This window comes from Marinifilum sp., assembly GCF_965230805.1.
GTDB lineage: Bacteria > Bacteroidota > Bacteroidia > Bacteroidales > Marinifilaceae > Marinifilum.
In genome coordinates this window covers 3,706,045-3,720,052 of record NZ_OZ246019.1, presented here as the reverse complement: position 1 = coordinate 3,720,052, position 14,008 = coordinate 3,706,045, and the positions used below count along the sequence as shown (strand labels likewise).

Below are 14,008 nucleotides of genomic sequence, written 5' to 3'. Positions count from 1 at the left end.
AGTTATAGGTTGTATTATTGGTTAAATATTAAATGAGTCTATCGCGAACATATGAATTCGGGACACATTAAATTTCTTTTATTATATCTCAATTCCTGATTGGTATTAAATTCCAGAATTTTTCCTCCCGATGCCGAAACAATAGCATGGCCGGCAGCAACATCCCATTCCATTATTGGGCCAAAACGAGGGTAGATGTCGGCTTTGCCTTCGGCCACCATGCAAAGTTTTAAGGAACTGCCTCTCGACACCAGTTTAAACTCCTTCTTTTCCTGTTTTAAATTTTCGATAAACTGCTTGGTTTCTTTATTCATATGCGAACGGGAACTCACCACTATTGTTTCGTTGCCGCTCTTTTCTTCAGGCAATTTTACAGCATTTCGAATCAGCCAATCCAAATCATTGTTCCAGCTGGTAATCTGATCCATTCGGTAAGCGCCCAATTCATTATCTGCAAAGTAAAGTTGTTGGTATACGGGCACATAAATTAATCCGGAAAGAGGAATTCCATCATCAACCAGCGCAATGTTTATGGTAAACTCATCGTTTCGTTTTATAAACTCTTTTGTTCCGTCAAGCGGATCTACAATCCAACACTGTTTCCATTTTTGTCGTTCTTCGAAAGTCTGATGTTCTCCTTCCTCGCTTAAAATCGGAATCTCCAACTTGCATAAAACAGAAACAATTGCATCATGCGCTTTTTGGTCGGCTATGGTTAAAGGAGTATCGTCTGATTTTAACTGTACTTCAAAATTCTCTGATTGATATACTTTAAGAATTTCTTTTCCTGCCAGCAAAGAAGCCGATATTGCCTTTGCAAGCAATACTTTTCGAGTAGTTAAATTCATGAATGTACAAATAATGTGAGTTCAATAGCAAGATACCCTTCGCCAAGAAAAGCAACTAATAAAAATAAATGTATGAAAGAATTAGCACCGTAAAAATCATGTAAATAATGGTGAGAGGAAAGCCAATTTTGAAGAAATCCTTAAACGAATAACCCCCGGGTCCATAAACCATGATATTGGTTTGGTATCCAATAGGTGTCATAAAATTGGCAGCTGCTGCAAATGCCACGATTAGTACAAATGGTTCGGCATCTAAATGCAAGTTTAAAGCCATTGTTAAGGAGATAGGAAATACGATGGCCACAGCTGCTTTATTGGTAATATATGCCGCCAAAACCGAAGTTATCAGATATATTCCGAACAAAACCCCCACTTTTCCCAAAGGAATAAAAACGGATATCAACAATTCGGCTATAATATCTGCCAAACCCGATTTAATCATGGCTGTTCCAAAAGCCAGGGAGAGCGATATGATTAAGGCCAGGTTGAAATCTACCATTCGGGCAATATCCTTTGGGTTGGATATTTTTAATGCTAAAATCACGATGATCATTACAATCAGGGTCATAAAAAGGGGAACAATATTTAAGGCCGATAATATTACAGCCAGAACAGTTCCTCCCAATAGCAAACCAATTTTATAGCCTTCTTGTTTTCTAAATTCTTTCACTTTCGAGATAAAGTAAAAGTCTTGAATTCTGTGGGTTCTTTCAACAAAATCGTCGCCACCTAGTAACAACAGCACATCACCTGCGCGTAACTTCACTTCACCTATTTTACCGCTTACTCTTCCTCCATTTCTGTGAATTCCAATAACCGCAGCATCAAACTGACCTCTAAAATTGGCCTCTTTAACGGTTTTAGAAATTAAGGTTGAATTGTGCGAGATTACAATCTCAACTACCTCGATGTGTTTTTTATGGGTAAGCATTCCTACGGTAGGCAATGTTAAATCTGAATTTGGCAAAACCAAATCAGCAATGGTTTCCGTATCTCCGGCAAACAATAAACGATCGCCTTCCTCTAATCTAAACTCGTGAGAAACCGCTGCTACCCTAACTCCTCCCCTGTTGATTTGGAATAGGTACAATCCTTTTAAATTTCTTAGGTCAGCCTCTTCAATTGATTTTCCAATTAAATCGGAGTTGGGCTTTACGTGGGCTTCTACAATATATTTCCTGGTATTTTCAGAAAAATCACCCAAAATATCCTCCTTTTCCGGCAATAGTTTTTTGCTTACCCACAGCAAATAAGCAGCACCAATAAACATCATTGGCACACCAACATAAGCAAAGCTAAACATTCCCAGAGAATCAAGCCCTGTAATAATGGTTTGGTCTTTAAGCATTCCATTCACAATCAGGTTGGTTGATGTACCAATAAGTGTGATACAGCCTCCCAAAATTGCGGCATAAGACAATGGAATTAATAGTTTGGATGGGGATATATTATTGCGTCTGCTCCAGTTGTGAACGTAAGGCATCATTACTGCAACCAGAGGGGTGTTGTTTAAAAAGGCTGAGAATCCGCCTACAAGTAAAATCATCCTCGACATGAAAGCCTTATATCCCTTGGCTCGTTGAAAAACTTTATCGAAAAGTGTTTCAACAATACCTAAATCCCTTATGATATCTCCAATCAAAAGCAACATTAATATTACTACTACCTGATCGTTAGCAAAACCACTAAGTATTTCGGAAGGTGTTAAGATTCCACAAATTCCTAAAACTACAACTCCTATTAAAAAGGTAAAGGCCGGACCTATCCATTCTTTGTAGAAAGAAATCAGAATAAAAACCAATACGATTAATACAATGATCGCATCAAGAGAGAGCATATATAAATTTTTGGGTGAAGTTTAAGATACGAATATACAAAAATACCCGTATGATTGAATACATTTATCACAGCTTTGCACAAATGTAGTACACGCCATATAAGTTCGAGTAGTTACAAGAGCTTAAACACTCACAATTTCGGATAACTTACCGTAAAGAAGGTAGGCTTCAACCTCTTCCATCCCCAAAGCTTCAAGCAGATTTTTATACTGTGCAACTTGCTTTTCGTGTGCTTTTGTTTTTTTCTTGCCAAATTTGTAATCAATTACAATTGCTTTATTGCCTTTTAAAATTACCCGATCGGGTCGATAAACCTCTCCCTTGCCTTTTAGTATATCTCTTTCGTTAATCACCTTCCAATTCTTCGAAAACCATTCTTCAACTTTAGGTTCTGATAATAATTCTTTGGCAAATTCTTGAACTTCATCGGCTTGAGCTTCGTCTAATTTCCCTTCGAATTTAAGTTGCTCAACTGCCTTTTCGATATCATCGGCATATTCTATTAACTGAAATAGTTGGTGTAAAATATTTCCACGACTAACAGGAGAAAATGATTCTACCGATTCTGCTCTCGAAAAATCAAAATAATCAGCAGAATGAGATCTTAACTTTAATCTGTCATCTAATAAAGCAGCAGGATATTCTTTGTTCTTGCTGCTTGGCAGCTTTTTTTTATCTGACCTTATGGATGGTAAATCTCCAATTTCCAAACATTTGTCTTCTTCATTCCAATAATCTGCAATTGCAATGATCGAATTTCCAAAAAAATCAGTTGAATAGTTATTGGCATTTCTAAATACAAAGAGCAGAAGGTCGGCCACCGTTTTCAGATCCTTATTCTTATTTACAGGCGAATAGCTTACAAACACCTCTTCTGCACGGGTTTGAGCCACGTACAGTAAGTTTAGATTATCGATATACGACTGCAATTTTTCCTCGAAATACTCCTGATAGTATATGGTATCTTTTAAGGAACTGCTGTAACGAACTGGCAAAACATCTAAACGATTAAAACCTTCAACTTTTGGTTGGCACCAAAGTATATTGGTGTGTCGGGTATTATCCAAATCCCAATTGGCAAAAGGCAAAATCACCGCTTTAAACTCTAGTCCTTTAGATTTATGAATTGTCATGATTCGAATTGCATCCTGCTCATCCGATACAGAGATAACTTCCTTATCTTTTCTTTCTTCCCAAAACTGCACGAAAGAATTTAAATCAGGAGAATCACTTTTTGTAAAACCTAATACTAAATCCTGAAATGCTTCTAAAAATGGAAATTCATTAGAATTCAGATTCAAATTAAACAGTTTAATCAGCTTCTCGGTAAGATCATACAATGGCTGTCGTTTTAACTCGTTTATATTTTCGAGAAATTCTTCGGGAAAAATGGAATTAAACTGATTGTGATTACAATATTCATATAGGTCATCTGATGTACAATTTGTTTGCTCGGTGATGTATAAACTATACTCTTGCTTTAAAAACCCAATATTTATTTTATCCTCGGGGTAAACCAGATAATGAAGCACGTGCATTAAAAAATTAACAGATGATGAGTTTTTTAAATACAGCGAGTCATTGGAAATTACGTCGTAGTTGATGTCTTCCTTAGCATTTTCACTTGCCCGGTAATGCATTAGTGAATCGGCTACCAAGCCTCCTTCTTTCCCGTTTCGTACCAATATGGCAATATCTTTGGCATGGTATCCACTTGCTTGCAATTCTTCAATTTTTAATGGCAATTCGGCTAGCACCTGCTCACTCCAATCCAATTCATTCTCGTTTTCGAGAAAATGAGCCTTAACATATCCTTTTAAACTCTCATTTTTTTGCGGGAAATGCTGATAAACATCCCTGTAAGCAGATAAGATTTTTTGTTTTTCGTCCTCCATTCTATCCGATATCTCAGAAGGAATAGAATCGTTGTAAGCGTTTTGCAAGATCTGTGCTCCCAAAGCAAAAATTGAATTGTTAAAGTCAATTACATTTGCGGCACTTCTCCAGTTGTGATTCAAACTTAAAGCATTTACACCAAAACCTTTAAAATCTGAATCCAACCGATTCGCCAATAATTTCCAATCTCCGTTTCTCCAACGATATATGGATTGCTTCACATCTCCAACAACCAATGAATGTTCATCCTCTGCCAAAGAGTTTCCTACCAATGGCCTAAAATTATCCCATTGCATGGATGATGTATCCTGAAACTCATCAATCATGAAATGTTTGTATACATTTCCAATTTTCTCGTAGATAAAAGGAGAGTCATTCTTTCCTATGATATCCCTTAAAAGTCTACTTGCATCTGATAAAAGGAAAATGTTTTCGTCTTCGGAATACTCTCTTACCTTTTTCGATAAATCGGTAAGGATTCCTAATGTATAAATATAGCTTAGGGTCTTCTCCGTTGAATTGTAGAGCATCGATTGCTCATCGTAATAACTTACAACCTCCTTAAGAATATCGTTTAAGCCCCCTGCAACTGCCTCTTCAACAGCTAACTTTATTTCTTTAGAGGCTTTGGAGGCTACCCATTTTTTAGGTGTATCAATAGCTGCCCTTGCTCTTGCTCCGGGTTCGTATTTGCCCGCTTTTCCGAGTCCTGCCAGATAGCCCGTTACACCGGTTTTGCCGTAAGAAAAATCAGCAATCCCTAAAGAGCGAGTCTCCATTATTCTAAGCGCTTCATTTCCTTTCGAGGCAAAAAACTGTTCAAAATCTTCTTTAATTTCATTCAGGGTTTTTCTGTAAACACTTAAGAACTGCTTATCCGACAATTTTTTTACTAGCTTTTTCGAGAAATTTTGAAAATCTTCTTTGAAAACCTCTCTGCCAAGAGTTAATACATCTTGCTTAAAATTCCATGTTTTTCCATCTCTGATTTTCGATTCGGCAAATGATGACAACCAATTTCTTAATTGATGATCGGAATCAACATCTTGCAAAAGAAGATCAATGACATCACTCAGCACTCTTCCCTGATCCAGCTCAATATTGTAACCCATTTGTAAGCCAATCTCTCTGGTAAAGGATCGAACGATCTTCTGAAAAAAACTATCAATGGTAGTGACTGAAAACCTTGAGTAATCGTGCAATAAGCGATTTAAAATCTCCTTTGCTCGTATCTTTAGCTCTTCGGAATTTAAATGGTTTGCTTTGCACAATTCCTTGGCATAGGGCGATTTGCTTCCTGATGAAATAATATGAATTTCTTTCAAAATCCTTGACTTCATTTCATCCGTAGCTTTATTGGTAAAAGTAACTGCCAATATGTGTTTGTAACTTAAAGGATCCTTAAAAACCAAGTTGAGAAACTCTCCTGTTAACGTATAGGTTTTACCGGAACCTGCTGAAGCCCTGTAGATATTTAATTGCGACATTATATTTTTGATTTTACTCGAAAATACAAATTATCTAATCAGAATAGCTCAAACCAATCTGGAAAATCTTTTTTAATCAGCCATATAAAAAAGCTTATTTTTTTTGATAAACAAATAAACTTAACCTAAAGTTACAATTAGGTTAATTTTAATTAAAGCGTTTTTTTTGCCCGATCTTTATTAATCCATCAATTAGTCGGGAACAGGCTAACATCTTTTCAAAAACAACAACCTTAACAATAACAAAAACCGTCTCTAAGCAGAAAATATCTATAACATTCTGGTATTGATTCGCTAAACATTTTTAATTAACTTATACATAGTTTTCTAAAATAATCACTCTAAACCATTCTGTTATGAAAAAAATCTTTACTCTTTTTCTTTGTTTAATTTTTCTAGCTGGTATCGTTTACAGCCAAAAAAGAGAAATAAATTCCGAAGGTAAATACAAAGGAATTATTAGAATTAAGTTTGAACGAGCCGAAAATAAAAGGGTGGATAAACTACACCAAATGATTCAGGAAGCAAAAAAAGTTAAACTAAAGCAACAACCTGAGTTTGTTAAAACCAATTTTAAAAGTGTAAACCGAGTTAACCAGCAATTTAAAGCTCATAAAATGAAAAGAGTTTACCGCTACGCAGGTAAGCACGAAGCTCGGCATAAAAAATTCGGATTACACCTTTGGTATGAAATAGAATTTAATTCGAACACCCCGGTACAACAATTAATCGATTCCTATAAAAACATTGCTGAGGTTTCAATTGCTGAAGGAGTTCATGCGGTAAAACATGTTGCAATGGATGATGGAAAAAAAATTGTCCCTACAGCCTTACCTTCCGGTTCAAATGATCCATTATTTGGTGATCAATGGCACTATGAAAATACCGGACAGAATGAGGGTACTCCCGGAGCTGACATCAGCTTATTGGGGGCATGGCAGCTAGAAACCGGTAATCCCAGCGTAATTGTAGCTGTTGAAGATGGCGGCGTTGATTTCGACCATGTTGATCTTGCTGCAAACATGTGGGTTAACCAAGGCGAAATTCCCGGCAACGGAATTGATGATGATAATAATGGCTACGTTGATGACATTTATGGATACAATTTTGGCGACGATACAGGTGAAATTTATGTTGGAGATCACGGAACTCATGTTGCCGGTACAATTGCAGCTGTTAATAATAATGGCATTGGTGTTAGTGGTGTTGCAGGTGGCAGTGGAAACATGGATGGTGTTAAAATCATGTCATGTAATGTATTTGCTGAATCGGCCGGAGGCTTTGCCGAAGCATATACCTACGCCGCTGATAACGGAGCAGTAATTTCCCAAAACAGTTGGACATACAGGTATCCTTATTATTACGACCAAGCAGTTCTTGATGGCATCGATTACTTTATTGCCAATGCCGGTGGACCGGATGCTCCTATGAATGGCGGTATTGTATTATTCTCTGCTGGTAACGACAATTCTCAAGGTAGATACTATCCTGCATACTACGATAAAGTTTTATCGGTTGCAGCTACCAATAAAAATGATGTTAGATCTTTCTATTCAAATTATGGCGACTGGTTAGATATTGCAGCCCCGGGTGGAGAATTGGAAACTACAAACGAAGATCCTACGGCAATTCACAGTACTTACCCTAATGATCAGTATGGTGTAATGCAAGGAACATCAATGGCTTGTCCGCATGTGTCGGGTGTAGCAGCTCTTATTGTTTCTAAATATGCTGGTAATATCACGCCTGGCGAAGTTTGGAACAAGCTTGTTGATAATGTTGATGCAATTGATCATCTGCAAAGTGCAACGCATGCGGGCAAACTAGGTAGCGGAAGATTAAATGCATACAAAGCATTAAGCGATGACAATTTACCGTCTGTTCCTTCCGGATTAACAGCCACAAACATTACTCAAACTTCGTTCACCATTGAATGGAATACTGTTTCAGGCGCAACAAGCTACGACCTTCAGATAAGAGCACAAGGGGGCAGTTGGCAATCATTTAATACAAGTGCAAACTCTTACGATTATAGTGGAGCTACCACCGAAACAACTTATGAGTTCCGAGTGAGAGCTAATAATGACACTGGCTCAAGTGGCTATTCGGCAGTCGCAAATGTAACAACCAAAGCTGCTCCTACAGCTCCTGATACCCCTGTGAATCTGGCTGCTTCTGCAATTACATACAACTCGATGACAATTAGCTGGGATGCTACTGAAAACACCGACGATTACGACCTGCAAGTGCGCCCACAGGGTGGATCGTGGACAACCATTAATCAGATAGAAACAAGTTATGCCTACAACAGCTTGACAGCAGAAACCATTTATGAATTCCGCATTAGGGCTAATAACGAAATTGGTTCCAGTGATTATTCCGCAATTAATTCGGCAACTACCCTCGAAGCTCCAACCGCTCCCGAAACTCCTGTAAATTTGGCTGCATCAGCAATTACTTACAACTCGATGACAATTAGTTGGGATGCTAGTGCCAATACTGAAGACTACGACCTGCAAGTGCGTACGCAAGCCGGAGCTTGGACAACAATTAACCAATCCGAGACTTCGTATAACTACACAGGCTTAAGTGGAGAAACCACATATGAATTCCGGGTGAGAGCTAACAACACCATTGGATCAAGTGCATACTCAACCATTGTTTCGGCTACTACGCTCGATGCACCTACAGTTCCTGTTACTCCTCAAAATGTTCTTGCATCGAACATTACATACAACTCCTTTACCATTCATTGGGATCCAATAACAAATGCTAACAATTATGATGTAGAAATTAGAATGACAGGTGGTAGTCGGAATTCATTTAATACCACAGACAACTCATATAATTATACCACAGCTGAAGCATCCACAGGTTATGAATATAGAGTTAGAGGCAATAACGAAGTTGGTGCAGGTGAATTCTCAAGTATCGGAAATTTAACTACCCAAGCCATTCCTGTTCCTGATATTCCGACCGGAATCATTGCATCTGATATTACATCGAGTTCATTTACGCTTAGCTGGGATGCGATGCAATTTGCCGACAATTACGATGTGCAAATTAGGGAACAAGGCGGAGCATGGGAATCTTATTCTACCTCATCAAGCAGTTTCGAATACACAAGTGCCATCGCCGAAACTAGCTACGAGTACCAAGTTAGGGCAACCAATTCTTCGGGTGATAGCAATTACTCAAGTATACAATCGCTAACAACATTAGGCGAATCGCCAACTCCAGACTATTGTGAGTCGTATGGTAAAGCCACTCGTTACGAATACATTGATTTGGTTGAGCTTGCTGACATGAGTAATGCCTCGGGAGATGATGGTGGTTATGGCGATTACACGGGATTAATAGCCAATGTTGCTCCTGGTAATTCATATACATTGAATTTCTCATTGGCATACAAGAGTAGAACCTATACTGCCAATTGGAAAATTTATATCGATTTTAACAGAAACGGTAATTTTGAAAGAAGTGAACTTGTAAGCTCTGGATATACCATTAATTCGGGTATATCATCAGCAAATGTTAATGTTCCATCTGATGCTGCCTTAGGTCATACCAGAATGAGAGTTATTTTAAAGCACCGAAGAGCTGCATCCAATGGATGTCAAATATTTAACCAAGGAGAAGTAGAAGATTACACCATTCATATTTCTAACTCAGCTCCTACTTTTGCTACAAAAGCTGCTGCTGTTGGATTGCCATTAAGCGATACTCCTCCGATTGAAGAGTTAAAACTTTATCCAAATCCTGCCAAAGACCATGTAAATTTATTTATTCAAGGAAATATTCAGTCCAGAGTTCGAATCAGTTCCATTACTGGTAAAACCATTAAGATTCTAAACTTAGGTATGGAAAATAACATATTGGATATTTCTGATCTTCCTTCAGGTATGTACTTTATTTCTATTGAAGACGGCGAGGAAGTTGTAACTAAAAAACTACTTAAATTATAGAGATTATTTGCAATAATTACGAAGGCAGATGTGAACCATCTGCCTTTGTTATTTGGAAAACTTATTCGCAACTTTTTCTTTACCTGAACGTTTCTATTATTACACCAGTATTAAAGCCTCTTATGGTATTGATTTATTCAATAATTACAGCAATTTCGTTTTTTACACTCAATATTTTCGATCATGAAATACATAGGAATTGTAGTTCTTGCTCTCATCCTGTTTGCTGCATGTAGTTCATACTCCTCTTTTAATCAACCCTCTCCGGTTTACGAAAATGAGGAGAACACCGAACTTGCACAAGTTAAGGATAGCACAGAATACGAATTGTTAATATTGGATATCGGTTTCGAAACATGGTTTGCAGCCAGAAATATGCCTTCCATGGCTCGTGCTGATAGTTATTATCAAAACTGGAACCACAGATATGTAATCGAATGGAATAACAAGCACAGCCAAGGACATCCCTACTTTGAAAATTACATTGATTACGATCCTTTCGAAGATTATGGTTTTGATCTAAACTATAAATTGTATCACTATTTTCAGTTTGTTGAGGAAAAAACAGGAATCATTCTTGTGCAAAGAGGAAGAGGCCGATAATGCATACTAAAAAAGGGCTGTCTCAAATGATTGAAACAGCCCTTTTATAATTGGTACCTTTGTGATATTTTTCAAAAATACTCAATTGCCTCTAAAATTTATAAGCCAATCCTACTCCAATAATTTCTTTAAATTGAATTCGCGGACCTTTATTGATATTGTTTTCATCAATGTAATCCACATCATCATCATAAACCAACGAGGTATTAACCGTTGCGGTTAGGAAACTATTAATTTTCATATTCAGCATTACTTCCCAAGTAACATCGATATTACCAAAGCTTTCAGAGTAATTGGTAAACAAGTCAAGCGTACTTTTTAAGTTTACATTTTCCATGACATCCTTGTTCAAACTCATTTTTGACAAAGCACCAAACTCACTTCTAAAATTGTCGCCCGGATCAAGTCCAAAAGCTCCTTTGTCCGATAGATCATCATCATTTACAACAGTCATCTTACCCGTAACTGGTGAAATGTAAGCAGAGAACACATCACTTGGTTTGTAATCCATACCCACCGATAGGTTCATGTATGCCGGAGCAAGGAAATTTGAAATTTTCACATCATCAAGCCCATCTTCGCTGCTGTAATTGTAACCTTTGGCAAACTGTGTTTTAAAATCAAACAAAACCGTATAGTACCAATGTCCACCATTCTTATAACCGTATTTGGTACTGTATTCAATTTTATCGATACTTTTGCGAACACCTTCATCACCTTGTTTTACCAATCCATATTCAAGGTTCATTTTATTCTCCCAGCTATTTTTGCCTTTGTTGTAATTTGCAAATAAATTAAGCTGCCCATTTGTTGAAACGGCATTATCACCACCTCCCGACCAGTTAGTCAATGAGGTTTGTGAGAAAGAAATTGAAACCATTCCCCCCTTTTTCCAATATGAGGTATCTTGTTTCTCTTGAGCCATTGCTGCTAGTCCAACAACAGCGATCAATAAGCTTATCCCAAACTTTTTCATCCAGTTAAAATTTAGTTTTAATTGTATAGTTAGTAGAATTGTTAATTCCCATTTCGAAATCTAGAACGAATTTAGTTCAATTTATGCTTGCAAAAAAATTCATAAGAAATTTTATCATCGAAAATTACAAATTACCATTCAAGATAATCTATGATAGATATAATTTCAGATTGCATCCCGAACAAATCTCATGAATCAATTTTATTTTTAACATCTCTTTCGAAATGTTTGGCTTGTCACATGTATAAAAAATGAATACTTTTGCTCCTTGAAAAACAAGGAGATTATTATTCATGAGGAAAAAAATTGTAATCGGACTTTCGGGAGGTGTTGACTCTAGTGTTGCTGCTTATTTGCTTAAAGAACAAGGCTATGAGGTTGAAGCTCTTTTCATGCAAAATTGGAATGACACAGTCGGATTAAAATCGGAAGAATGCCCTTTTGAAGAGGATGTTTTGTTTGCACAAATGGTAGCAAAAAAACTGAATATTCCTTTTCACTTTGTGGATTTAAGTACCGAATATCGCGCACAAGTAATCGATTACATGTTTGCAGAATACGAAAAAGGAAAAACTCCAAATCCTGATGTGTTGTGTAATCGTGAAATTAAGTTTGATGTTTTCTTAAAAAAAGCATTGGAATTGGGTGCCGATTACGTTGCAACAGGACATTATTGCCAAAAGGAAACCATTGTGAAAGATGGTAAAGAGATATACCGATTAATTGCCGGTGAAGACAACAATAAAGACCAGTCTTACTTCCTGTGCCAATTATCGCAGGAGCAATTGTCGAAAGCTATGTTTCCAATCGGGCATATCGAAAAACCTGAGGTAAGAGAGATTGCAAGAAAAGAAAAATTGGCATCGGCGGAGAAGAAAGACTCTCAAGGCATCTGTTTTGTAGGAAAAGTTGATTTACCTGTTTTTCTTCAGCAAAAGCTTAAGGCCAAAAAAGGAAGAATCATAGAAATATCTGCCGACAAGGCACAAGATATTATTCCACAATCAGAGGAGTTGAAAGACATCGCTCAACCCTATCAGTTTTCTCCTGAAATGGGAGAAGAAGTAGGAACGCACAATGGAGCTCACTTTTTTACTGTGGGTCAGCGTAAAGGACTAAATGTAGGTGGAAAATCAGAACCTCTTTTCGTAATTGGAACTGATGTTGACAAAAACATTGTGTATGTTGGAATGGGACACGAACATCCACTGTTAATGCGCAAGGCTTTGTATATTCCTAATAAAGACATCCACTTTATTCGTGAAGATTTAAGGCCAACAGAAAATTGTAAAAGAAGGTACGATATCAGAATTCGTTATCGTCAACCTTTACAAGGTGGAAACATTTATTTTAAAGAGGAAGGACTATACATTCACTTTGATGAACCACAACGCGCTGTTGTTTCGGGACAATTTGCTGCTTGGTACGATGAAGGAGAATTGATTGGTTCGGGGGTGATTGATTAATAGATCCTAGTATATATTAAAGAGGCTGTCTCAAAAGGATTTGATATTCGGGTAGGTATCTGTAAGATTTTTCAAATACTCAACTCACCAACACATAAATCTACTTTTAAGACAGCCTCTTTTTTTTAATGCAAAAAAGTGTACCGACGGATACACCTTCTTAGATTCATTTTAAGAAAAATATGCTCTTATTCTTTAATTTTCTTCGATACATACACGAAAAACTCTACCGCTGCAATAAACAGCAAAGTATATCCAAATAATTCGCTTCCTTCCTCAACAGCATTTTTCACCCAACGCTGCACTGGTTCTAACTTTTCAACATCAAACAAAGCACGCCATACCTTCTTGGTTCCAAACAAACGGGAAAAAACAAATACACCTAAAAATCCAGCAATAAAGGTCCCAAAGGCTGGTGTTGTAAAAAACTCCTCAAGGTTTTCACAAATTTGTTGGCGCTTGCGATATACCAAAAAGATAGAAAACAAAAGCACCAACATAGCAAATGGAAACCAGGCTCCGTGATATATCATATCGAAATAAACATCGAATTCTCGAATTAATGCCACCAAAGCACCACCTCCAAACAGGTAAGAAATGGCTTGGTGATCTCCGGAACGAATCCCTGCCAAAATAAACATGATACTGGTTAGCAACAGATACATTTGCTGCATCCATTCGGTTTGTGATCCTTCACCAAACTTACCCCCTTCAATTAGAATACCTGCATCGCTTTTGATTATCAATGCTGATGCTACTACCGGGATGGCATATAGTATTACCCTAAGTGCCGCAAAAAAAATTGGTTTTACATTCATTCGTATATGTTTTAATAGTCTACTAGTCGAACAATGGAACGACCCATAATTTATAATTTAAAATTCATCTGCTTACAATTCGTTTCCATTTCCCGGATGGAAGATACGAGA

At 37.3% G+C, this 14,008-nt stretch carries 8 protein-coding genes; 3 read left to right on the top strand and 5 right to left on the bottom strand.

All coding sequences use genetic code 11. The features are described from left to right. Positions 1-38: 38 nt before the first annotated feature. The 3 genes from cysQ to ACO05S_RS14660 form a co-directional block, all read right to left on the bottom strand. The gene (gene cysQ, locus ACO05S_RS14670) at positions 39-848 is read right to left on the bottom strand and encodes a 3'(2'),5'-bisphosphate nucleotidase CysQ (protein WP_421918758.1); all 810 of its coding nucleotides are present in this window, start codon (positions 846-848) and stop codon (positions 39-41) included. Positions 849-903: 55 nt separating this feature from the next. Further along, positions 904-2,685 (bottom strand): SLC13 family permease, encoded by a 1,782-nt coding sequence (locus ACO05S_RS14665; protein ID WP_421918757.1) that lies wholly within the window; start codon positions 2,683-2,685, stop codon positions 904-906. A 123-nt stretch (positions 2,686-2,808) separates the two neighbouring features. Next, positions 2,809-6,069: a UvrD-helicase domain-containing protein gene (locus ACO05S_RS14660; RefSeq protein WP_421918756.1), complete on the bottom strand. Its 3,261-nt coding sequence runs from the start codon at positions 6,067-6,069 to the stop codon at positions 2,809-2,811. A 356-nt stretch (positions 6,070-6,425) separates the two neighbouring features. Between ACO05S_RS14660 and ACO05S_RS14655 the strand changes: the two genes are divergently transcribed. After that, positions 6,426-10,034 (top strand): fibronectin type III domain-containing protein, encoded by a 3,609-nt coding sequence (locus tag ACO05S_RS14655; protein WP_421918755.1) that lies wholly within the window; start codon positions 6,426-6,428, stop codon positions 10,032-10,034. Positions 10,035-10,217: 183 nt separating this feature from the next. Continuing rightward, entirely contained in the window at positions 10,218-10,637 is a 420-nt protein-coding gene (locus tag ACO05S_RS14650; protein WP_421918754.1) for a DUF6146 family protein, read from the top strand. 91 nt (positions 10,638-10,728) lie between these two features. On the opposite strand, the gene ACO05S_RS14645 is transcribed toward ACO05S_RS14650, so the two are convergent. After that, positions 10,729-11,613 (bottom strand): DUF3078 domain-containing protein, encoded by an 885-nt coding sequence (locus ACO05S_RS14645; protein ID WP_421918753.1) that lies wholly within the window; start codon positions 11,611-11,613, stop codon positions 10,729-10,731. A 293-nt stretch (positions 11,614-11,906) separates the two neighbouring features. Between ACO05S_RS14645 and mnmA the strand changes: the two genes are divergently transcribed. Next, on the top strand, positions 11,907-13,079 hold the full coding sequence (mnmA, locus tag ACO05S_RS14640; protein WP_421918752.1) for a tRNA 2-thiouridine(34) synthase MnmA: 1,173 nt from the start codon (positions 11,907-11,909) through the stop codon (positions 13,077-13,079). Positions 13,080-13,267: 188 nt separating this feature from the next. On the opposite strand, the gene ACO05S_RS14635 is transcribed toward mnmA, so the two are convergent. Beyond that, positions 13,268-13,897: a hypothetical protein gene (locus ACO05S_RS14635; protein WP_421918751.1), complete on the bottom strand. Its 630-nt coding sequence runs from the start codon at positions 13,895-13,897 to the stop codon at positions 13,268-13,270. Between the last annotated feature and the right edge of the window lie 111 nt (positions 13,898-14,008).

Excerpts from the sequence above, each read along its gene's own strand:
- cysQ (WP_421918758.1), bottom strand. The coding sequence starts at position 848 with ATGAATTTAACTACTCGAAAAGTATTGCTTGCAAAGGCAATATCGGCT.
- ACO05S_RS14665 (WP_421918757.1), bottom strand. The coding sequence starts at position 2,685 with ATGCTCTCTCTTGATGCGATCATTGTATTAATCGTATTGGTTTTTATT.
- ACO05S_RS14660 (WP_421918756.1), bottom strand. The coding sequence starts at position 6,069 with ATGTCGCAATTAAATATCTACAGGGCTTCAGCAGGTTCCGGTAAAACC.
- ACO05S_RS14655 (WP_421918755.1), top strand. The coding sequence starts at position 6,426 with ATGAAAAAAATCTTTACTCTTTTTCTTTGTTTAATTTTTCTAGCTGGT.
- ACO05S_RS14650 (WP_421918754.1), top strand. The coding sequence starts at position 10,218 with ATGAAATACATAGGAATTGTAGTTCTTGCTCTCATCCTGTTTGCTGCA.
- ACO05S_RS14645 (WP_421918753.1), bottom strand. The coding sequence starts at position 11,613 with ATGAAAAAGTTTGGGATAAGCTTATTGATCGCTGTTGTTGGACTAGCA.
- mnmA (WP_421918752.1), top strand. The coding sequence starts at position 11,907 with ATGAGGAAAAAAATTGTAATCGGACTTTCGGGAGGTGTTGACTCTAGT.
- ACO05S_RS14635 (WP_421918751.1), bottom strand. The coding sequence starts at position 13,897 with ATGAATGTAAAACCAATTTTTTTTGCGGCACTTAGGGTAATACTATAT.